Source organism: Variovorax sp. P1_G12 (genome assembly GCF_056405555.1).
The window spans coordinates 54,587-74,891 of sequence record NZ_JBFUBW010000020.1 but is presented as its reverse complement, the minus strand read 5'-3'; the positions used below and the strand labels follow the sequence as shown (position 1 = coordinate 74,891).

Here is a 20,305-nt window from a genome sequence, read left to right as displayed (position 1 = left end):
TGGCGACCTTCCGGTCACGAAAGGACCCCACCATGACAGCCTCCGCCCGTCCGCTCGACGGCATCCGCATCCTCGACTTCACCCGCGTGCTCGCCGGGCCCTTGTCCACCGCTCTGCTGGCCGACCTGGGCGCCGAGGTGATCAAGATCGAACCGCCGCAGGGCGACGACTACCGCGCCATCGGGCCGATGAAGAGCGGCCAGAGCGCGCTCTTCACGGTGATGAACCGCAACAAGAAGAGCATGGTGCTCGACCTGAAACATCCCGATGCGGTGCGGCTGGTGCGCGAACTCGCGGCCCGCGCCGACGTGGTGGTCGAGAACTTCCGCCCGGGCGTGGCCGAGCGGCTCGGCATCGGCCCCGAGTCGCTCGCGCGGCTGAATCCGAAGCTGGTCTATGTCAGCGTCTCGGGCTTCGGCCAGACCGGCCCCTATGCCCATCGCCCGGCCTACGACATCATCGTGCAGGCCATGAGCGGCCTGATGGAGGCGACCGGCGACCCCGACGGCCCGCCCACGCTGGTCGGCGAGGCGGTGTCGGATGTGGTGGCCGGCCTGTTCGCCTCCTGGGCCACGCTGGCCGCGCTGCTGCAGACCCAGCGCACCGGCCGCGGCCAGCACGTCGACGTCGCGATGTTCGACACCACGCTGAGCTTTCTCGCAACCTCCATGGCACGCTATCTCTTCACCGGCAAGCCGGCGCGGCGGGTCGGCAACCGGCACCCGTTGTCGGCGCCCTTCGGCGTCTATCGCGCGCAGGACGGCCACTTCGCGCTGGCGGTGCTCAACAAGAAACTGTTCGATGCGATGGCCGTCGCGATGGAGCGCCCCGCACTCGTGCAGGACCCGCGCTTCACCACCGACGAGTTGCGCTCCGAGCAGGAGCCGGCGTTGCGCAGCCTGATCGAGGACTGGGCCGGCGCGCATCCGGTCGAGGAAGTCGTGCGCCGGCTCGACGCCGCAGGCGTGCCCGCCGCGCCGATCTGGAACATCGCGCAGGCGCTGGAATCCCCGCAGGCCCAGGCGCGCGAACTGCTGCGCGAGGTTCATGACGATCGCCTGCCCGGCCTGCGCCTGCCGACGCAACCGGTGCGCTTCAACGGCGCCGCACCCAACCGCAGCGCACGCGCGCCCGCGCTCGGCGAACACACCGACGAACTGCTCGCCAGCCTGCTGGGCTGCGGCCTCGACAAGCTCGCCGAGTTGCGCGAAGCCGGCGCCTTCGGCGTCCCGGCGACCTCCTCTTCACCACGCAAGGAAACGACATGACACGACTCGGCGTCACCGAAGAAGACCAGGCCCTGGCCGATGCGGTCGCGCGCTATGCGGCCGAGGCCGTCGCGCCGCTCGCGCGCGCCATCGACGAGGAGGAGCGCTCGGCGACCTGCCATGTGCCGCAGCTCGCCGCGCTCGGCGTGATGGGCATGAACCTGCCCGAGCGCTGGGGCGGCCCCGGCGTGTCGCCGACGGCGATGCTGCTGTCCCTGGTCGAGATCTCGCGCGCCTGCGCCGCGACCTCCTCGATGATCGGCGCCCACTACCTGGGCACCGACGCCGTGCTGATCGGCGGCGACGATGCGCAGCGCGCGCGCTACCTGCCGCGCGCCGCCAGCGGCGAGTGGCTGGCCGGCTTCGCGCTCACCGAACCGCGCGGCGGCTCGCACCCGGCCGACCTGCGCACGCGCGCCGTGCGCGACGGCGACCACTATCGCATCGACGGCGTCAAGCACTTCATCTCGAACGCGGCCGAGGCGAAATTCCTGGTGGTGTTCGCCAAGACCGACGCCACGGCCGGCGCGCGCGGCGTCAGCGCCTTCATCGTCGACACCGACCTGCCGGGCGTGCGCATCTCGTCGCCCGAGAAGCTGATGGGCATCCGCGGCGGCCATGCCTTCGAGGTCGCCTTCGAGTCGGTGAGCGTCCCGCTCGCGAATCGCCTCGGCGACGAAGGCAGCGGCTTCAGGACCGCCATGAAGGTGCTCGACAACAGCCGCCTCGACGTCGCCGCGACCTCGCTCGGCATCGCCGAAGCCGCGCTGGCGGCGGCTGTGGCCTGGGCCCGCGATCGGCAGATCGGCGGCGAGCCGCTGGCCGGCAAGCAGGGCATCCAGTGGATGCTGGCCGACATGAAGCTGCGGCTCGAAGCCTCGTGGGGCCTCACGATGCAGGCCCTGGCACTGCGCACGGCCGGCGAGCCCTTCACGCTGCAATCCGCCATGGCCAAGCTCCATGCGTCCGAAATGGTGGCCTTCGTTGCCGACACAGCGCTGCAGATCCACGGCGGCTACGGCTTCACGCGCGAGATGCCGCTCGAGCGCTACGTGCGCGATGCGCGCATCCTGCGCATCTACGAGGGCTCGTCGGAGATCCAGCGCAACATCATTGCGCGCATCGTGCTGGGCTGAGCTTGCTTGCCCGATGCGGGCAGCCATCCCATAATTGACCTTTACGTAAACGTCAATTCACTCATGGCAGCCACTTCCTTCATCGCCCAGGACCCCGACTATGCGCAGCGCGTGCGCCAGAGCTTCGAGCGCCAGGGCGCCATGGCCACCATCGGCGCGCGGCTGGGCGAGATCGCGCCGGGCCGCGTGGCGATCGAACTCGACTGGGCCGCAGGCCTGACCCAGCAGCACGGCTCCCTGCACGCCGGCATGGTGGCGACCGCACTCGATTCGGCCTGCGGCTACGCCGGCTTCACGCTGATGCCGGCCGACGCCGCGGTGCTGACCATCGAATACAAGATCAACCTGCTCGCGCCCGCCAAGGGCCAGACCTTCCGCATGGTCGGCAGCGTGGTCAAGCCGGGTCGCACGGTCACGGTCTGCGAGGGCCATGCCTACGCGATCGACGAGGGCCGCGAGAAGCTGGTGGCCACCATGGCCTGCACGCTGATGGCCGTTTTCGGCCGCGAAAACATCCATTCCTGACGGCCGCGGGCGCGCCGCCAAGCGACAATGACGTCCGGCTCGCCGCCATGAGGCTGGCGGGCCGCCCTTCATCCACCGCCGAACCGTGTCCGCCTTGCCCATCGCCTCTTCCGTCTCCGCGCTCGCGCCTTCGTCCGGCGCCGACGATCCGCAGCTGATCCTCCACGAGATCTTCGGCTACGCGCAGTTCCGCGGTCCCCAGCAGGCGATCGTCGATCACGTCGTGGCCGGCGGCGACGCGCTGGTGCTGATGCCCACGGGCGGCGGCAAGTCGCTGTGCTACCAGATCCCCGCCATCGCCCGCCAGCGTGCGGGCCACGGCGTGACCGTGGTGGTGTCGCCGCTGATCGCGCTGATGCACGACCAGGTCGGCGCGCTGCACGAAGCCGGCGTCGACGCCGCCTTCCTCAATTCGACGCTCGACTGGGAGCAGACCCAGGACGTGGAGCGCCGCATGCTGCGCGGCGAGATCACCCTGCTGTATGCGGCGCCCGAGCGTGTCAACACGCCGCGCTTCCTGTCGCAGCTGGATTCGCTCAGGGAGCGCGGCAAGCTGGCGCTGTTCGCGATCGACGAAGCCCATTGCGTGAGCCAGTGGGGCCACGACTTCAGGCCCGAATACCGTGCGCTGACGGTGCTGCACGAACGCTATGCCGGCGTGCCGCGCATCGCGCTCACGGCCACTGCCGATGCGCTCACGCGGGCCGACATCGTCGAGCGGCTGCAGCTCGAAGAGGCGCGCCAGTTCGTCTCGAGCTTCGACCGGCCCAACATCCGCTACACCATCGTCGAGAAGAAGGAAGCCACCACGCAGCTGATGCGCTTCATCGAGCGAGAGCACGAGGGCGATGCGGGCGTGGTCTATTGCCAGTCGCGCAAACGGGTCGAAGACGTGGCCCAGACCCTGCGCGATGCCGGCGTCAACGCCCTGCCCTATCACGCGGGCCTCGATGCCGCGGTGCGCCAGAAGCACCAGGACCGCTTCCTGCGCGACGAGGGCATCGTGATGGTGGCCACCATCGCCTTCGGCATGGGCATCGACAAGCCCGACGTGCGCTTCGTCGCCCACCTCGACATGCCGAAGAACATCGAGGGCTACTACCAGGAGACCGGCCGCGCCGGCCGCGACGGTGCGGCGGCCGATGCCTGGATGGCCTACGGCCTGCAGGACGTGGTGAACCAGCGCCGCATGATCGACGAGAGCCCGGCCGGCGAGGAATTCAAGCAGGTGATGCGCGGCAAGCTCGACGCCCTGCTGTCGCTGGCCGAAGCCAGCGATTGCCGGCGCGTGCGGCTGCTGGGCTATTTCGGCGAGAAGAGCACGCCCTGCGGGAATTGCGACAACTGCATCACGCCGCCCCGGGTCTGGGACGGCACCGATGCGGCGCGCAAGCTGCTGTCGACCATCTACCGCGTGCAGCAGCAAAGCGGCATCAGCTTCGGTGCCGGCCACATCATGGACATCCTGCGCGGCAAGGCAACCGAGAAGGTCAAGCAGTTCGGGCATGAGAGCGTCAGCACCTTCGGCATCGGCGCGGAGTTCAGCGAAGCGCAATTGCGCGGCGTGCTGCGCCAGCTGATCGCCACCGGCGCCCTGTCGGTCGACGCCCAGGCCTACAACACCCTGCAGCTCACCGACGGCTCGCGCGCCGTGCTCAAGGGCGAGACCCAGGTGATGCTGCGCGAGTCGGTCTCCTCGCCGGCCGAGCGCAAGCCGCGGCGCGAGAAGTCGGTTCGCGGCGCGCCCTCGCCCGCCTCCGCAGCGCTCGACGCGTCCGGCCAGGCCCGCTTCACGGCACTCAAGGCCTGGCGCGCCGAAGTCGCGCGCGAGCACAACCTGCCGGCCTACGTGATCTTCCACGACGCCACGCTGGCCGCGATCGCCGAACGCGCACCGGCCACGCTCGAGGATCTTCAGGGCATCAGCGGCATCGGCAGCAAAAAACTTGAAGCCTACGGCGAAGACGTCCTCCGAGTCTGCAGAGCTTTCTAAGCTCGCCCCCAGGTTGCCCGGCACTTCGTGTCCGGGCGCCCACCCCCTACCGGGGGCAACACCAGCGGCCCGGCAAAGCCGGTTCCGCGGTGTTATGTTGCTCGCCCCCAGGTTGGCTCACTGCGTGTAGCCGCCCACCCCCTACCGGGGGCAACACCAGCGGCCCGGCGAAGCCGGTTCCGCGGTGTTTCACCAACGGGCCTGGCTACGCCAGCCGAGCTATGGGCGAGTGACGATCCTGTTCTCACGCAGCGGCGAGCGCACCAGGTAGGGAATGCCGGCGGCCTCGGCCTTGCCAAGCATGACTTCGGCCTTGCTGGCAGCCACGGCTGGGCAGGCACCGGTGCTGCGCAAGGTCAGCGCGGCCGCCAGCCGGGCTTCCGCCGGATCGCCCAGCGCGTGGCCGAAGTCGTCCGCCACCGCGCAGGTCGGCGCGAAGCCGTCGCCGTAGTCGCCGAAACCCTGTTGGTTCACACCCTGGAACTGGATCGCGAAATACGTCGTGCCGCAATTGTCCTGCGGATAGAAGCCATAGGGCTTGCCGCAGGTCGCGCCGCCGACCAGGTTCACCACGATGCCCACGCCGCGCAGGCTGTTGACGAGCGATTCGCTGGCCGAGCAGGTGTCCGGCCCCGTGAGCACCGTGACGCGCGACAGGCCCAGTTGCGGCAGGGGCTGCCCCGCAGCGGTCGAGAGACCGCGCGTGGTCGCGTGGAACGGAATGATCGTCTGCTGCAGGGCCAGGCGAAACGGATTCTTGCTGTTGAACTGCAGCCGCTCGAACAGCCTGCCGCTGGTGGCCCCGGGGGTGCCGACCATGTAGGCCAGTTCGCTGGCCACGTCGAGCAGCCCGCCGCCGTTGTAGCGCATGTCGATCACCAGGTCGGAGATCGACGCCGCCTTGAGCTGGTCGACGGCCGCGATCAGCTGCGATTCGGCGGTCGCGAGGTGGTCGTTGAAGAGCAGGTAGCCGACCGGGCCGCTGGCGGTGGGGATCGCCTGCACGCTCTGCACCGGCGTGCGCGAGATGCGGGCCGAGGTCAGGCTCACCAGGCGACGGCTGCCATCGGCCGCCTGCAGCCTGAAGCTATGGGTCTCGCCTTCGCGCGCCGGCCTCAGCCCGGCGTTGAGTCCGCCGACGTCGGCACCGGCCACGACGTCGATGCCGTCGATCTCGACCAGCTTGAGGCCGCGCTCGATCGTCGCCTGCGCCGCAGGCGACCCGGGTTCGGCGAAGGCCACGCGAATGTCGCGCGGCGGCGCGGCGCTCAGGAAGGCCAGTTCGAGCCCGTAGCCGACCTCGACACCGCTCTGCGACAGCGCTCGATAGTCCGCCGTGTCGGCTGTGAAATGAAAGCGGTCCCTGGGCTTGCCTGAAGCGGTCAGGTTCGGCGTCTTGAGCACGCCGAAATACGCGATCGGCGTGGTGTAGTCCGCGGCCGCGAGCGTGGTCGGCACCTCGGCGAACCAGAGGTAGGTTTCGTCGATCCACGCGCGGACCCAGCGCTTCTCGGTGGCGAGCGAACCGCTGCGGTCAGGGAAGGCGGCCCCGGTGTCCGGGTCGACGCCGAAGCGCGGCGCGGCGCACTGGCCGGCGACGCTGGCGGAAGCCACGATCGGATCGTCGCCCGGCGCCGCAGGCGTGGGCGCCGACAGCGCAGCCGGTGGCAACGTCGCGCCACCACCTCCGCCCCCACCGCATGCACCGAGCAATGCCGCCACAGCCAGCGCTGCGGCACCCATGGCGCGACGACCCGCGCCCATCTTCCGGCCACCCCTCATCGATCACGCTCCCTCGCGCGCGCGGAAGAAATCCGGCGCTCTTTCTGTGTTGGTGTCTACTGGACGAAGCCCATCCCGCGCGACTCGCGCACTTCGGGCTTGATCCGGTGCTCTGCATCGAGCTGGTCCAGGAACTCGGCGGCCGAGAACTCGACCGCCAGGATGTCGGTCTGGCGTTTGACGGCCGCGAAATCACCCGGGCACAGCTGCGGCAGCCTGGCCAGCCGCAGCTTGATCTCGCTGGTGATCAGGCTCGCATCGCCGGCCAGCGCCTCGGTCACGAACATCCGCTCGCGCTGCTCGCCGGTCAACGGCATGAACTTGATCTTGAAGGTGAAGCGGCGCAGCGCGGCCTGGTCGAGCCGGTCGAGCAGGTTGGTGGTGCAGACGAAGATGCCGTCGAAGCGCTCCATGCCCTGCAGCATCTCGTTGACCTCGGTCACTTCATAGGTGCGCTGGGCCCCGCGGCGGTCCTGCAGGAAGCTGTCGGCCTCGTCGAGCAGCAGCACGGCCTTCTCGGCTTCGGCTTCCTTGAACATGGCCGCCATGTTCTGCTCGGTCTCGCCGACGTACTTGCTCATCAGGTCGCTCGCCTGCTTGATGATCAGCGGCCGCGCGATCGCCTTGGCGATGTGCTCCGCCAGCGCCGTCTTGCCGGTGCCGGGCGCGCCGTAGAAGCACATGGTGCCATGGCCGCGCGCCCTGAGCGCCTCGACGATGCGCGGGATCTCGAAGCGGGTCTCGACGTTGAGCATCTCGAGGTCATACGTGGTGACGCTGCGGCGCGCGCCCAGCCCATCGGCCGTGCCGAGCGCGAGATCGGCATTCTTGAGCTGGCGCTCGATCAGGCTTTCGACGGACCCTCCGTCGGTCATCGCCAGTTCGGCGAAACGCACCGCGGTCCGGATCTGCGCCGGCGTCAGGCCCTTGCGCCCGGCCAGCTTGGCGGTGAAGGCTTCGGACACCGCCACGCCTTCGAGCGTCTTGCGCACCAGTTGCTCGCGGGCGCCGGGCGGCGGCGACTTGAGCTCCAGGTGGTAGGCGAAGCGGCGCCGGAAGGCCGGATCGATCTGCTCGATCCGGTTGGTGACCCAGAGCGTCGGCACCGCGTTCGTTTCGAGGATCTGGTTGACCCAGGCCTTGCCGCTCACGCTGCCGCTGGTGGGAGAGGGGATCTGCTCGGCGCGCGCCATGATCTGCGCCGCCTCGGTGCTGATCGGCGGGAACACGTCCTCGACCTCGTCGAACAGCAGGGCCGCCTGCTCGCTGCCCTTCAGGAACACCTGCGCGATCTGCAGCGAGCGGTAGCGATCGCGGCCCGACAGCGAGTTGCCGTCGCGGTCGGCGTACTCGACCTCGAACAGCTCCAGCCCCGCGGCCTGCGCGACGACCTTGGCAAGCTCGGTCTTGCCGGTGCCCGGAGGGCCGTAAAGCAGCACGTTGACGCCCGGCTCCTTGCGCCCGACCGCGGCGCGCAGCAGGGTGACCAGCATCTGCGTATCGTCCAGCACGAAGGAAAAGTCATGGACCGACAGCGCGCTCTTGGCGGACGGCCGCGTGAACACCGCCATCAGCTCGTTGCGATCGCGGTACTCGCGCATCAGCACCGGCGGCAGCTTCTCGCTGACCTTCATGAGATCGGCCAGGTCGGTGATGTTGTGCTCGGAAATCAGGTTCTCGACCAGACCGATGCGCTCCAGCCGGGACCCGGCGCGCAGCGCCTCGCCCACCTCGCTGGCGCTGACCCCGGCCACTTCGGCGATCGCGGCATAGGCCTCGGGCGCGTTGTTGACCTTGAACTCGACCAGCAGCGAGCGCAGATCGCGCTGGTAGCGCGCCAGCGTGCCATAGAGCAGCAGCGCGCGCTCGGCCTTGTTGAGCTGCAGCAGGCCGGCCAGCGCGTCGATGTTCTTCTCGACCAGGGTCGACTGCTTGCGCAGCGCATGGGTGAGCCAGTCGCGCGTCACCGACAGCACGGACAGCAGGTCCTTGGGCTGGTCCTTGGCGTATTCGTCGAGGTAGAAAAACAGCGTGCCTTCCTCGTAGGGGCCGCGCCAGACGCCATGGCGATCGAGCAGCGTGCGGCCGTCGTAGGCCTCGACGCCCTTCCAGATCTCGTTGCCGACGCAACGCCGCACCAGAAACTCGCGCAGCCGCTGCAGCACCGGCAGCGGCCAGACCAGGTGGCGGCCGGTCAGGGAGAGCAGCCCATTGAGGTCCCGGCGCACATTGAAGCGCGGGCCCTGCTTGGCCGCGAGAGTCAGCACGAAGTGCGAACACATGAGTTCGAGCACCGGCGCTTCCTTGAGTCCGGGCGATGGCAATGCGTGGCCGCGCGAAGCCGCGGCCACCACATCGACACCGGAACGCTTGACCATCGGACAACCTCCAGCTAGGAGCGGGTGAATCTGGAAGCGACCATAGCGCAGAGTTTTGGCTTCGGGAAGCCTAAGTGCACGAAATACCCTCATGTTGCGATTCCGTCCACAATCCACCCGATGGTTGGAATCGAAGACATCGAACGCGCGGCCGTCCGCCTTCAGGGACAGGTGCTGGACACCCCCTGCGTCGAATCGCGCACCCTTTCCGAGATCGTCGGCGCCCAGGTTTTCCTCAAGTTCGAGAACCTGCAGTTCACCGCCTCGTTCAAGGAACGCGGCGCTTGTAACAAGCTGGTCGACCTCTCGGAGGCCGGCACCCGCGGCGTGATCGCGATGTCGGCCGGCAACCATGCCCAGGGCGTGGCCTACCACGCCCAGCGCCTCGGGTTGCGCGCACTGATCGTGATGCCACGCTTCACGCCAGGCGTGAAGATCGAACGCACGCGCGGATTCGGCGCCGAGGTGGTGCTGCACGGCGACACGCTCGATGCGGCCCGCGCGCACGCGCTGGCGCTCGCGGAGCGCGAGGGGCGGGCTTTCGTCCATCCCTACGACGACGAGGCGATCATCGCCGGGCAGGGCACGCTGGCGCTCGAAATGCTGGATGCGGTGCCCGACCTGGATGTGCTGGTGGTCTCGGTCGGCGGCGGCGGGCTGATCGCCGGCATGGCGGTCGCCGCCAAGGCGCGCAAGCCGGACATCCGCATCGTGGGCGTTCAGACCTCGCGCTTCCCGGCCATGGTGAATGCGGTGCAGGGCACCCACCACCCTCAGGGCACGAGCACGATCGCCGAAGGCATCGCCGTGGGCACGCCCGGCGTGCTGACCCGCGAAATCATCGCCCGCGAGGTCGACGACCTGCTGCTGGTCGACGAGGGAGACATCGAGCAGGCGGTGCTGATGCTGCTCGAGATCGAGAAGACGCTGGTCGAGGGCGCGGGTGCGGCCGGACTCGCCGCGCTGATCCGGCATCCCGACCGCTTCCGGGGCCAGCGCGTCGGCCTCGTGCTGTCAGGCGGAAACATCGACCCGCTGCTGCTGGCGGCGATCATCGAGCGCGGCATGGTGCGGGCCGGCCGGCTCGCGCGCGTGCGCGTCAGTGCGCGCGACGTCCCGGGTTCCCTGGCCCATATCACGGCCACCGTGGCGGAAGCGGGCGCCAACATCGATGAGGTGCACCACCAACGCGCGTTCACCATGCTGGCGGCGCAGAACGTCGATGTGGAACTGGTGCTCCAGACCCGTGGGCGGGAGCATCTGGCGGCCGTGCTGGATGCCTTGCGCAAAGCGGGATTCGAGGCTGCAGAGCAGCGTTGAATTCAGCCCGACGCCGTTGAATCCGCGGCGGTGGCCAAGCCCGACCACTGGGTCTGGCAACCCCCTAGACCGCGGCCGGCGGACCCAACGGTAAAATGGCCGGAGTCTTGAGAACCCAAGGAATCCCGATGTCCAATCCCACCCCCAACGAGCCCGGCCATGCAGTTGCCGTCGAACCCGACGCGGTCGAGTCGATCGTCCCTCTCATGCCCCTGGTGCTGCCCCTCGTCGGCGGGGTGCTGATGCTCCTTCTGGCCTCCATCGCCATCTACATGGCCTGATTCCGGCGGTCGCCCCGCGGACACCCCGTGTCCCCGTGCCGGCGCGACCTGCCTCAGATCCAGGGGGTGGCCCAAGTGCCGACCCGCCCTGGTCCACCCGGGCTTCCATCCAGCCTCCTCCCTAGACGGAAGCGTTTTTTCCAACGGACTTCGCCCGCCCCATGGCGTCGAGTCCCGTTCGAAAAGACGATTTTCAACTTCGGAGATAGACGATGAACGCACCACTGAAGGGACTCGCCATGCAGGCCCCCTCCTTTGTCAAGAACGCGAAGCTGATCGCATGGGTGGCCGAGATGGCCGCGCTGTGCAAGCCCGACCGCATCCACTGGTGCGACGGCAGCCAGGAAGAATACGACCGGCTCTGCCAGCTGATGGTCGAGGCCGGCACCCTCAAGAAGCTCAACCCGGCCAAGCGCCCCAACTCCTTCCTCGCCTCTTCCGACCCGAGCGACGTCGCGCGCGTCGAAGACCGCACCTTCATCTGCTCCGCGAAGAAGGAAGACGCCGGCCCGACCAACAACTGGATGGCCCCGGCGGAAATGCGCGCGACGCTGCAGCCGCTGTTCGACGGCTGCATGAAGGGCCGCACGATGTACGTGGTGCCGTTCAGCATGGGCCCGCTCGGCTCGCCGATCGCGCACATCGGCATCGAACTGTCCGACAGCCCCTACGTGGCGGTCAACATGAAGATCATGACCCGCATGGGCCGCGCCGTGTACGACGTGCTCGGCGACAACGGCGAGTTCGTGCCCTGCGTGCACACGGTCGGCGCGCCGCTGGCAGCCGGCCAGCAGGACGTGGCCTGGCCCTGCAACAAGACCAAGTACATCGTCCACTACCCCGAGACGCGCGAGATCTGGAGCTATGGCTCGGGCTACGGCGGCAACGCGCTGCTCGGCAAGAAGTGCTTCGCGCTGCGCATCGCGTCGAACATGGGCCGCGACGAGGGCTGGCTGGCCGAGCACATGCTGATCCTCGGCGTGACCAATCCGGCCGGCAAGAAGTACCACGTGGCCGCGGCCTTCCCGAGCGCCTGCGGCAAGACCAACTTCGCCATGCTGATCCCGCCGGCCGGCTTCGACGGCTGGAAGGTCACGACCATCGGCGACGACATCGCCTGGATCAAGCCCGGCGCCGACGGCAAGCTGCACGCGATCAACCCCGAGGCGGGCTATTTCGGCGTCGCGCCCGGCACCAACATGCAGACCAATCCGAACTGCATGGCCAGCCTCGACCGCGACGTCATCTTCACCAACGTGGCCCTGACCGATGACGGCGACGTCTGGTGGGAAGGCATGGGCGCAGCCCCGGCGCACGCGATCGACTGGCAGGGCAAGGACTGGACGCCCGCGATCGCCAAGGAGACCGGCGCCAAGGCCGCGCATCCGAACGCCCGCTTCACGGTCGCCGCGATCAACAACCCGGCGCTCGACACGGCCTGGGACGACCCGAAGGGCGTCGCGATCGACGCCTTCATCTTCGGCGGCCGCCGCTCGACCACCGTGCCGCTGGTGACCGAGGCCCGCAACTGGGTCGAAGGCGTCTACATGGCGGCGACGATGGGCTCGGAGACGACCGCTGCGGCCGCCGGCCAGCAGGGCGTGGTGCGGCGCGATCCGTTCGCGATGCTGCCCTTTGCCGGCTACAACATGAGCGACTACTTCCAGCACTGGCTGGATCTCGGCAAGAAGCTCGAGGCCTCGGGCGCCCGGCTGCCGAAGATCTACACCACCAACTGGTTCCGCAAGGGCGAGGACGGCAAGTTCGTCTGGCCCGGCTACGGGGAGAACATGCGCGTGCTCAAGTGGATGATCGACCGCATCGAGCAGAAGGCCGAAGGCAGCGAACACGTGTTCGGCGTCAGCCCGCGCTACGAGGACCTCAACTGGACCGGCCTGGACTTCAGCGCCAAGCAGTTCGACACCGTCACCAGCATCGACAAGGCCGCCTGGCAGGCCGAACTGAAGCTGCATGCCGAGCTGTTCGAGCAGTTGGCGCACCATCTGCCACAGGAACTGCCGGCCACCAAGGCGGCGATCGAGAAGCGCCTCGCGGCCTGAGCCTGAGCCTCTCGCCGCCAATGAAAAAGCCGCCCTCGGGCGGCTTTTTCATTTCATGCAGCCGGCCCGAAGGCCGGCGAATCGATCAGTAGTACTGGCCGAGATTCACGCGGCGCATCGCTTCATGGAGCGTCGGGACGCGGACGTCGGCGGAGCGCTGAGCCACACGCTCCAGCGAACGCGCCTTGCCGGCGGCGGGCAGTTCGACCTCAGCGGCCTGCTGGCGCGTGGCGATGGCGTTGAGTTCGCTGAGGATGCGCGGGTCCTGCTTGGCGTAGGCCAGGAACTGCTCGTCCGCGCGCTCGGCCGCGCGCCGCTTGGCGGCACCGCGGGTGGAGGCGATGACGCGAGCAGCCAGCGAACGCGCAGTGCCGGCGAACAGCGCCAGGCCGACGAAGGCCACGCCCCACAGCACCACCCAGGCCAGCATCAGGCCGCCCTCGTCGGTGACGGTCATCAGCCGGTCGGCGACGACCAGCAGGGACGACACGATGGCCGCCAGCAGCAACGCGGCCAGGCCTCGGGCGCCATCGAAACCGCGGCGGGCGGCGCGGACGCGGTCGAACGCCGCCTCGGCGCGAACGATGCCGGGGTGGGTTGCGGGCTTGTCAACGTGAATGAAGCTGGTCATGGTGTTCCTCCTGAAAGGGGACGAGAGGCCGGAGCCGATGCCCTGATATTAGGGGTTACCCTAGTGTTTTTCCACTTTATCCTGTTGATGTTTATCATTCACATCACTTATGGATGTCAACTTTCGCACGCTCGACCTGAACCTTCTTCGCGTGTTCGACGAGGTGATGGCGGAGCGCAATCTCACGCGCGCTGCCCGCAACCTGTCGATCACCCAGCCCGCGGTCAGCAATGCGCTGCGTCGGCTGCGCGAAGTGCTTGGAGACGAACTGGTGCGGCGCGCTGGCGCAGGCGTGGAGCCGACGCCGCGGGCGCTGGCGCTGTGGCCCACGGTGCGCGACGCGCTGCGACAACTGCAGCACACCCTGGCCCCAGGTGAATTCGATCCCGGGACCGCCGACACCAGCTTCCTGCTGGCGATGGCCGACGCCACGGCCGCCGAGCTGATGCCGGGCCTGATCGGGATCGTCGAGGAGGAAGCCCGGGCGGTGTCGCTGCGCGTGTTGCCGCTGACCACGCGCGATCCGCGGCGGATGCTGGAGCAGGAGGAAGTCGACGTCGCGATCGGCTACTTTCCCGCTGTGATCGCCAGCCTGGCCGCCCGCGGGCAGTCCGGCGTCGGCGCGCCCTTCGAGACGCAGCGGCTCTACGTGGGGCAGTACGTGTGCGTGATGCGCCGCGGCCATCCGCTGGCGGATGCGCCGCTGACGCTCGACAGCTACTGCGCCGCGCGCCACCTGCTGGTGAGCTTCTCGGGCCGGCCCTACGGCTTCATCGACCAGACGCTGGGCGCCATGGGGCGCGAACGGCGCATCGTGGTCACGGTGAACCAGTTCTTCACGGCCGGGCGGGTGGTCGCCAACTCGAATCTGCTGACGGTGATGCCGCGGCACTTCGCGCGCGTGACCGGCATCGACGATCACCTGGTGCTGCGCGAGCTTCCGTTCGACCAGCCGCTGGTGCATGTGGATGCGCTGTGGCATCGGCGCGCCCAGCATGCGCACGCCCACGGATGGCTGCGGCAGGCGTTGCTGCGCGCTGCGGGGGCGGCGTTCTCCGGCTCGCCGGGCGAGCCGGCGGCTTGACGGTCAGCGGACGACGCTGAGCCAGGCGCTGGCGGCGGCGCGCAGTTCCTGGGCCTGATAGGCATCGAGGCCGGCGCGGCGGTCGGCGCTCTGCATCAGGATGGCGGCCGGACTGTCATCGACGGCCTTGTCGGCCGGGCGGAGAAAACGGGCCACGAGGGCCATGAGCTGAAACATGATGGTGCGCTGCCCAGCGGGCGGCGCCAAGTTGACGATGAATCAAGAATAAGGGTTTTCCCCAATTTATCAAGCCAAAGGTTATGCGCAGCACGCATGAAGGCATCGTCTAGACTGCATCCATGAAGCTTCAGTTGCTCTCGGATCTGCACATCGAAGTGCATCCCCAGCTCCAGATCGCCCCGGCGCCTGGCGCCGACCTGCTGGTGCTCGCCGGCGATATCGGCTCCTACCAGGAGGGCTCGCGGCTGGTGGCGCCCGATTTCGGGCTGACCCGCTTTTCGCCGCGCCATGGCTGGCCGGCGCCGGTGATCTATGTCCCGGGCAACCATGAGTACGACAACGCGGATTTCGACGAGGTGCACAGCCGGCTTCGAGAAACCTGCGAGGCGCTGGAGATCGGCTGGCTGGAGCGCGAAACCCGGACGATCGACGGCATTCGCTTCGTCGGCACCACGCTGTGGGCGGACTTCGACGCGCTGGTCGAACCCTCGGACACGCTGGGCGATGCGCTCAAGAAGCGCGGCAAGGCCGTGCGCGCGGCCAATTTCTATCTGGAGAAARCCGCCACGCAGCGTGCCGGGCGAATCTTCCTCGCGGACGAGATGAGGGAGCACTCACTGATCTGCCAGGACTGGCTGCGCAACGAGCTCGCCCAGGACTTCGACGGCACGACCGTGGTCATCACGCATTTCGCGCCGACCCTGGCGAGTGCCGATCCGCGCTATGGCCTGAGTCCCGGCACCGCGGGCTTCTGCAATTCGCTGGATGAACTGCTGCCCCGGGCCGATCTCTGGCTGCACGGCCACCTGCATTGCCAATTCGACTACCTGAAGGACGGTTGCCGCGTGGTCGCGAATCCCCTGGGCTACATGGGCAAGGGCGAACAGGAGGACTTCAGGCCCGATCTGCTGATCGAGGTGCCGCGGCGGCCTGCGCGCGCCGGCTGAACCTGCCCACCCGGGCGCGCGACCGCCCCTATGATCGGCGCGCATTCGCAGCAAGGGATACGCGTGCTCAACGGCTTGTGGCTTGGCTTCTTTCTGACGGCGGCAGTGACGGCGCTCGCGCGCTGGCTGCTCGGCGGCGACGCGACCGTGTTCGCCGCCGTGGTCGAGAGCCTGTTCGCTATGGCCCGGCTCTCGGTCGAGGTGATGGTGCTGCTGTTCGGCACGCTCACGCTGTGGCTGGGCTTCCTGCGCATCGCCGAGGCCGCGGGCATCGTGGACCTGCTCGCCCGGCTGCTGGCGCCGTTGTTCCGCCGCCTGATGCCCGAGGTGCCGGCCGGGCATCCGGCGCTCGGGCTGATCACGCTCAACTTCGCGGCCAACGCGCTCGGGTTGGACAACGCGGCGACGCCGATCGGGCTCAAGGCGATGCGCGAATTGCAGACGCTGAATCCGAGCGCGACGACCGCGAGCAATGCGCAGATCCTGTTCCTGGTACTCAACGCCTCGTCGCTGACGCTGCTGCCGGTCACGATCTTCATGTACCGCGCGCAGCAGGGCGCGGCCGATCCGACGCTGGTGTTCCTGCCGATCCTGCTGGCGACCAGCGCGTCGACCCTCGTCGGGCTGCTGTCGGTGGCCTTCATGCAGCGCCTGCGGCTGTGGGACCCAGTGGTGCTGGCCTATCTGCTGCCCGGCGCGCTGCTGCTCGCCGGCTTCATGGCGCTGCTGGCCACCCTCTCGGCCGCAGCCCTGGCTTCGCTCTCCTCGCTGCTTGGCAACCTCACGCTGTTCGGGCTGATCGTCGGCTTCCTGCTGGTCGGGGCGCTCCGGCGGATCAGGGTCTACGAGTGCTTCGTCGAAGGCGCCAAGGAGGGCTTCGACGTCGCGAAGAACCTGCTGCCCTACCTTGTCGCGATGCTGTGTGCGGTCGGCGTGCTGCGCGCCTCGGGCGCGCTCGACCTGGCGCTCGAAGGCATCCGCTGGGCCGTCGGGCACACCGGCTGGGACACGCGCTTCGTCGACGCGCTGCCGACCGCGCTGGTCAAGCCCTTCTCGGGCAGCGCGGCACGCGCGATGCTGATCGAGACCATGCAGAGCCAGGGCGTCGACAGCTTCCCGGCGCTGGTCGCGGCCACCATCCAGGGCAGCACCGAAACGACTTTCTATGTGCTGGCGGTCTACTTCGGCGCGGTCGGGCTCCAGCGGGCACGCCATGCGGTGGGCTGCGCGCTGCTGGCGGAACTGGCGGGCGTGATGGCGGCCATCGCGGTCGGCTACTGGTTCTTCGGTTGACCGGCTGAGCCGGCGGCAGCGACCTCGCGCCCGATCGGCCAAAATGGGCCTCCAACTGCCCGCTCTTCCGTGACCGCACCCGCCCAGGCGCAACCGCCCTCCTTCTCCCTCGACGAATTCCGCGCATCGCTCGGCATGTTCGCCACCGGCGTGACCATCGTCACGGCGCGGGCCGCCAACGGCGCGCTGGTCGGCCTGACGGCCAACTCCTTCAACTCGGTCTCGCTCGACCCCCCGCTGGTGCTCTGGAGCCTGGCACGCAGCGCGGCGTCGATGGCGGCGCTGCGGACCGGCTCGCACTACGCGATCAACATCCTCTCCGCCAGCCAGAAGAGCCTGGCGGAGCGCTTCGCGACCAAGAACGTCGATCGCTGGCGCGAGGTCGCCTACACCGAGGGCATCGGCGGTGCGCCGGTGCTGGTGGGCGCGGCGGCCAGCTTCGAGTGCTTCAACCGCAGCCGCTACGACGAGGGCGACCACGTGATCTTCGTCGGCGAGGTCGAGCGCTGCACGCACAGCACGGGCGCCTCGCCGCTGCTGTTCCACGGCGGGCGCTTCTACACGGAGCATCCGCTTTGAAGGCGGCGCCGGCGGTGCTGCTGGCGGTGGCGTGCGCGGTCGAAGCCGCGGCGGCGCAGGAAGCACCGAAGCCCGAGAAGCAGAACTGGTTCGACGACCCGTTCTTCCAGGTGTCTTCGGGCATGCGCAATTGCCCGGTTCCGGAAGGCCCGTTGATGACCGCCGAGGAACGGCGCGCGCAGATGCATTCGCGCCTGGAGCGCGGCACCAGCTGCTGGCTGGCCGGCCGCTGCGCCGACAGCAACGCCTACCGCTACGACAAGGCGCTGGCGCCCCGGGTGCAGGCGGCCCTGGCGGCGGTGCCGGGCGTGCGGCGCGGCAGCGTCTGGGTCGTGATCCAGCGCCGCTGGGTGTACCTGCAGGGCTGCGTGCCCTCGCGCGAACTGGCCGCGGCGCTGGACCGCGCCGCGCGCACGGTGCCCGATGTGGAGGTGGTCCTGCCCAACCTGATGATCGGCACGCGCGGCCGCCCGCCCTACCCGATCGCGACACACTGAACAAACAAGAAGAATGATCGAACGCAAGCACCACCTCGACCCTCGCGCCACCACCCTGCTCATCGCCTGCTGCGCCTTCTGGGGCTTGCAGCAAATCCTGATCAAGACCACGGTCACCGAAGTGCCCCCGCTGTGGCAGGCCTCGATCCGCATGGCGGGTGCGGTGGTGCTGCTCTGGGCCTGGTGCGCCCGGCGCGGCGTGCCGCTGTTCGAGCGCGACGGCACGCTGCCGGGCGGGCTGCTCGCGGGCGCGCTGTTTGCGGGCGAGTTCATCTGCATCTACCTCGGGCTCCAGCTCACGACGGCGTCGCGGCTCACGGTGTTTCTCTATACCTCGCCCTTCGTGGTGGCGCTGCTGCTGCCGCGCTGGGTGCCGGCCGAGCGGCTGCACGGCCTGCAGTGGGTGGGGCTGGCGATCGCCTTCGCGGGCGTGGTGCTGGCCTTCAGCGAGAGCTTCGGCCACAGCACCTCGGCCCAGTTGCGCGGCGATGCGCTGGCACTCACCGGCGGCGTGCTGTGGGGCCTGACCACGCTGGCGATCCGCGCCACCCGGCTCGCCACCGCCAGCGCCGAGAAGACGCTGTTCTATCAAATCGCGGTGACCGCAGCGATCTCGCCGCTCCTGTCGCTGCTGCTCGGTGAGCGCTGGAGCTTCACCTACTCGGCCTATGCCTGGTTCTCGATCGCGCTGCAGACCGTGATCGGCGCCTTCGCGAGCTACCTGGCCTGGATGTGGCTGCTGCGCCACTACCCGGCCACGCGCATCTCCTCCTTCACTTTCCTGACGCCGCTGCTCGCGCTGGTGTTCGGCGTGCTGCTGCTCTCGGAGCCGCTGACGCTGCAGCTGCTGCTGGCGCTGACCGGCGTGGCGCTCGGCATCGTGCTGGTGAACCGGCGGCCCGGAGCGCAGGCATGAACTTGCAGCCGGTGCTCGATGCCATCAATGCCGAACTGCGTCCGCTGCTCGGCGCCGAAGGCCAGGTCGCCAGCTACATCCCGGCGCTGGCGCGGGTGCCAGCGCAGCAGTTCGGCATTGCGCTCAGGACCTGCGACGGCCAGGAGGCCTCGGCCGGCGACGCCGACACGCCGTTCTCGATCCAGAGCATCTCGAAGCTGTTCACGCTGACGCTCGCGATGCGGCGCCTGGGCGACGTGCTGTGGGAGCGGATCGGCCGCGAGCCTTCGGGCAATCCCTTCAATTCGCTGGTGCAGCTGGAGAACGAACAGGGGCGGCCGCGCAACCCCTTCATCAATGCGGGCGCGATCGCGGTGGCCGATCGGCTCGTGAGCCTGGGTCACGCCAAGGCCGACCTGCTTGCGCTGATGTCCGAGCTCTGCGGCGAGCCGATCGCCTACGACGAGGAAGTGGCCGCCTCCGAGGCCGTGACCGGCTTTCGCAACATCGCGCTGGCCAACTTCATGAAGAGCTTCGGCAAGATCGACAACGATGTGCGCGAAGTGCTCAGCCTGTACTTCCACCAGTGCGCGATCCGCATGAGCTGCCGGCAGCTGGCGCGCGCCGCCGGTTTCCTGTGCCGAGACGGCGCCCATCCGATCGACGGCGAGCCCGAGATCACGACCGAGCGGCACGCGCGCCGCATCAATGCGCTGATGCTGACCTGCGGCACCTACGACGCCGCCGGCGACGTCGCCTTCTCGATCGGCCTGCCGTGCAAGAGCGGCGTCGGCGGCGGCATCGTTGCCGTGGTGCCGGACAAGCTGACACTGTGCGTCTGGTCGCCGGCGCTCGATGCCACCGGCAATTCGCTGCTGGGGCTCAAGGCGCTCGAGCTTTTCACGGCCCGCACCGGACTTTCCATTTTTTGAATGCATTCATGACAGACACCGACACTGCCCCTCCGATCCAGCAAGCCACCCTCTGGAGCGACGAGCTCTGGACCGCGCGCGTGATCAAGAACGAAGACGACGACGGCTGGGCCGTGGCGATGACGCGCCACGGCGATCCGGAGCCCGCGCTGGTCGGTCCCTGGACCATGGGCCGCGACAAGAAGAATCCCAAGCCGCTCGATGCGCCGGCCTTTCACACGCTGGTGAAGACCGCCAACGAAGTGCTGCGCCGCCATGAGCAGCAGCTGCATGCGCGACTCAACAAGAGCGTCAGCGTCGGTGCGGGATCGGAACGCATCCGCGTGTCGCTGCAGATCGTGCCCGACGAGGACAATCCGCACGCGATGCTGCGGGCGCACGACGAATCCGGCAGCGAGCTCGCCGAGCTGCGCGTGAAACCGGACTTCAAGCTCAACGCCGCCAGCGCCGAGGCCTGGATCGACAGCGGCTTCCAGAAGCCGCGCTGAAGACAAGGGCATCGGCGTTCTCGTCTACGCTTGGCC

19 protein-coding genes are annotated in these 20,305 nt (G+C 68.7%); 15 read left to right on the top strand and 4 right to left on the bottom strand.

Features of this window, described 5'->3' with window-relative positions; genetic code table 11:
- Nucleotides 1–32: 32 nt before the first annotated feature.
- The 4 genes from AC1D2O_RS22340 (at nucleotide 33) to recQ (ending at nucleotide 4,922) form a co-directional block, all read left to right on the top strand.
- A complete protein-coding gene (locus AC1D2O_RS22340; protein ID WP_478087904.1) occupies nucleotides 33–1,268 on the top strand; it encodes a CaiB/BaiF CoA transferase family protein in 1,236 nt (411 codons plus the stop codon).
- On the top strand, nucleotides 1,265–2,404 hold the full coding sequence (locus AC1D2O_RS22335; RefSeq protein ID WP_478087906.1) for an acyl-CoA dehydrogenase family protein: 1,140 nt from the start codon (nucleotides 1,265–1,267) through the stop codon (nucleotides 2,402–2,404). The genes AC1D2O_RS22340 and AC1D2O_RS22335 overlap by 4 nt, the downstream gene beginning before the upstream one ends.
- Before the next feature lie 63 nt (nucleotides 2,405–2,467).
- A complete protein-coding gene (locus AC1D2O_RS22330) occupies nucleotides 2,468–2,929 on the top strand; it encodes a PaaI family thioesterase (RefSeq protein WP_478157922.1) in 462 nt (153 codons plus the stop codon).
- A gap of 100 nt (nucleotides 2,930–3,029) precedes the next feature.
- A complete protein-coding gene (recQ, locus tag AC1D2O_RS22325) occupies nucleotides 3,030–4,922 on the top strand; it encodes a DNA helicase RecQ (RefSeq protein ID WP_478086500.1) in 1,893 nt (630 codons plus the stop codon).
- Between the two features lie 219 nt (nucleotides 4,923–5,141).
- Here recQ and AC1D2O_RS22320 read toward each other — a convergent pair whose 3' ends face one another.
- Nucleotides 5,142–6,704 carry a S41 family peptidase gene (locus tag AC1D2O_RS22320; protein ID WP_478086496.1) on the bottom strand — a complete coding sequence of 521 codons (1,563 nt, stop codon included), beginning with the start codon at nucleotides 6,702–6,704 and terminating at the stop codon, nucleotides 5,142–5,144.
- Nucleotides 6,705–6,760: 56 nt separating this feature from the next.
- A complete protein-coding gene (locus tag AC1D2O_RS22315; protein WP_478086494.1) occupies nucleotides 6,761–9,082 on the bottom strand; it encodes an ATP-binding protein in 2,322 nt (773 codons plus the stop codon).
- A gap of 120 nt (nucleotides 9,083–9,202) precedes the next feature.
- On the opposite strand from AC1D2O_RS22315, the gene AC1D2O_RS22310 reads away from it, so the two are divergent.
- The 3 genes from AC1D2O_RS22310 (at nucleotide 9,203) to AC1D2O_RS22300 (ending at nucleotide 12,743) form a co-directional block, all read left to right on the top strand.
- Nucleotides 9,203–10,402 carry a threonine ammonia-lyase gene (locus AC1D2O_RS22310; RefSeq protein WP_478086493.1) on the top strand — a complete coding sequence of 400 codons (1,200 nt, stop codon included), beginning with the start codon at nucleotides 9,203–9,205 and terminating at the stop codon, nucleotides 10,400–10,402.
- A gap of 128 nt (nucleotides 10,403–10,530) precedes the next feature.
- Nucleotides 10,531–10,683, top strand: a complete 153-nt coding sequence (locus AC1D2O_RS22305; protein ID WP_478086492.1) for a hypothetical protein — start codon at nucleotides 10,531–10,533, stop codon at nucleotides 10,681–10,683.
- A gap of 212 nt (nucleotides 10,684–10,895) precedes the next feature.
- Entirely contained in the window at nucleotides 10,896–12,743 is a 1,848-nt protein-coding gene (locus tag AC1D2O_RS22300; protein WP_478086491.1) for a phosphoenolpyruvate carboxykinase (GTP), read from the top strand.
- Nucleotides 12,744–12,828: 85 nt separating this feature from the next.
- On the opposite strand, the gene AC1D2O_RS22295 is transcribed toward AC1D2O_RS22300, so the two are convergent.
- Entirely contained in the window at nucleotides 12,829–13,374 is a 546-nt protein-coding gene (locus AC1D2O_RS22295; RefSeq protein ID WP_478086489.1) for a hypothetical protein, read from the bottom strand.
- A 109-nt stretch (nucleotides 13,375–13,483) separates the two neighbouring features.
- Here AC1D2O_RS22295 and AC1D2O_RS22290 point away from each other — a divergent pair, with 109 nt between their 5' ends.
- A complete protein-coding gene (locus AC1D2O_RS22290) occupies nucleotides 13,484–14,458 on the top strand; it encodes a LysR family transcriptional regulator (protein ID WP_478086488.1) in 975 nt (324 codons plus the stop codon).
- A gap of 3 nt (nucleotides 14,459–14,461) precedes the next feature.
- Here AC1D2O_RS22290 and AC1D2O_RS22285 read toward each other — a convergent pair whose 3' ends face one another.
- Complete coding sequence (locus AC1D2O_RS22285) at nucleotides 14,462–14,635, bottom strand: hypothetical protein (RefSeq protein ID WP_478086487.1); 174 nt, start codon at nucleotides 14,633–14,635, stop codon at nucleotides 14,462–14,464.
- Between the two features lie 122 nt (nucleotides 14,636–14,757).
- Between AC1D2O_RS22285 and AC1D2O_RS22280 the strand changes: the two genes are divergently transcribed.
- From AC1D2O_RS22280 to AC1D2O_RS22250, 7 genes are all read left to right on the top strand, one after another.
- Nucleotides 14,758–15,585 carry a metallophosphoesterase gene (locus tag AC1D2O_RS22280; protein WP_478157921.1) on the top strand — a complete coding sequence of 276 codons (828 nt, stop codon included), beginning with the start codon at nucleotides 14,758–14,760 and terminating at the stop codon, nucleotides 15,583–15,585.
- A gap of 63 nt (nucleotides 15,586–15,648) precedes the next feature.
- Nucleotides 15,649–16,878 (top strand): nucleoside recognition domain-containing protein, encoded by a 1,230-nt coding sequence (locus tag AC1D2O_RS22275; protein WP_478086484.1) that lies wholly within the window; start codon nucleotides 15,649–15,651, stop codon nucleotides 16,876–16,878.
- 135 nt (nucleotides 16,879–17,013) lie between these two features.
- Nucleotides 17,014–17,457, top strand: a complete 444-nt coding sequence (locus AC1D2O_RS22270; protein WP_478086498.1) for a flavin reductase family protein — start codon at nucleotides 17,014–17,016, stop codon at nucleotides 17,455–17,457.
- Nucleotides 17,454–17,954, top strand: a complete 501-nt coding sequence (locus tag AC1D2O_RS22265) for a BON domain-containing protein (protein WP_478086483.1) — start codon at nucleotides 17,454–17,456, stop codon at nucleotides 17,952–17,954. The genes AC1D2O_RS22270 and AC1D2O_RS22265 overlap by 4 nt, the downstream gene beginning before the upstream one ends.
- A 13-nt stretch (nucleotides 17,955–17,967) precedes the next feature.
- On the top strand, nucleotides 17,968–18,870 hold the full coding sequence (locus tag AC1D2O_RS22260) for a DMT family transporter (protein WP_478086482.1): 903 nt from the start codon (nucleotides 17,968–17,970) through the stop codon (nucleotides 18,868–18,870).
- Nucleotides 18,867–19,781, top strand: a complete 915-nt coding sequence (locus AC1D2O_RS22255) for a glutaminase (RefSeq protein WP_478086480.1) — start codon at nucleotides 18,867–18,869, stop codon at nucleotides 19,779–19,781. The genes AC1D2O_RS22260 and AC1D2O_RS22255 overlap by 4 nt, the downstream gene beginning before the upstream one ends.
- An 8-nt stretch (nucleotides 19,782–19,789) precedes the next feature.
- The gene (locus AC1D2O_RS22250; RefSeq protein WP_478086479.1) at nucleotides 19,790–20,269 is read left to right on the top strand and encodes a hypothetical protein; all 480 of its coding nucleotides are present in this window, start codon (nucleotides 19,790–19,792) and stop codon (nucleotides 20,267–20,269) included.
- Nucleotides 20,270–20,305 lie beyond the last annotated feature (36 nt).

Coding starts and splice junctions, on each gene's coding strand:
- AC1D2O_RS22340 (WP_478087904.1), top strand. CDS start 33: ATGACAGCCTCCGCCCGTCCGCTCGACGGCATCCGCATCCTCGACTTC.
- AC1D2O_RS22270 (WP_478086498.1), top strand. CDS start 17,014: ATGTTCGCCACCGGCGTGACCATCGTCACGGCGCGGGCCGCCAACGGC.
- AC1D2O_RS22305 (WP_478086492.1), top strand. CDS start 10,531: ATGTCCAATCCCACCCCCAACGAGCCCGGCCATGCAGTTGCCGTCGAA.
- AC1D2O_RS22300 (WP_478086491.1), top strand. CDS start 10,896: ATGAACGCACCACTGAAGGGACTCGCCATGCAGGCCCCCTCCTTTGTC.
- AC1D2O_RS22290 (WP_478086488.1), top strand. CDS start 13,484: ATGGATGTCAACTTTCGCACGCTCGACCTGAACCTTCTTCGCGTGTTC.
- AC1D2O_RS22255 (WP_478086480.1), top strand. CDS start 18,867: ATGAACTTGCAGCCGGTGCTCGATGCCATCAATGCCGAACTGCGTCCG.
- AC1D2O_RS22335 (WP_478087906.1), top strand. CDS start 1,265: ATGACACGACTCGGCGTCACCGAAGAAGACCAGGCCCTGGCCGATGCG.
- AC1D2O_RS22285 (WP_478086487.1), bottom strand. CDS start 14,635: ATGTTTCAGCTCATGGCCCTCGTGGCCCGTTTTCTCCGCCCGGCCGAC.
- AC1D2O_RS22310 (WP_478086493.1), top strand. CDS start 9,203: ATGGTTGGAATCGAAGACATCGAACGCGCGGCCGTCCGCCTTCAGGGA.
- AC1D2O_RS22250 (WP_478086479.1), top strand. CDS start 19,790: ATGACAGACACCGACACTGCCCCTCCGATCCAGCAAGCCACCCTCTGG.
- AC1D2O_RS22320 (WP_478086496.1), bottom strand. CDS start 6,704: ATGAGGGGTGGCCGGAAGATGGGCGCGGGTCGTCGCGCCATGGGTGCC.
- AC1D2O_RS22295 (WP_478086489.1), bottom strand. CDS start 13,374: ATGACCAGCTTCATTCACGTTGACAAGCCCGCAACCCACCCCGGCATC.
- AC1D2O_RS22315 (WP_478086494.1), bottom strand. CDS start 9,082: ATGGTCAAGCGTTCCGGTGTCGATGTGGTGGCCGCGGCTTCGCGCGGC.
- AC1D2O_RS22330 (WP_478157922.1), top strand. CDS start 2,468: ATGGCAGCCACTTCCTTCATCGCCCAGGACCCCGACTATGCGCAGCGC.
- AC1D2O_RS22260 (WP_478086482.1), top strand. CDS start 17,968: ATGATCGAACGCAAGCACCACCTCGACCCTCGCGCCACCACCCTGCTC.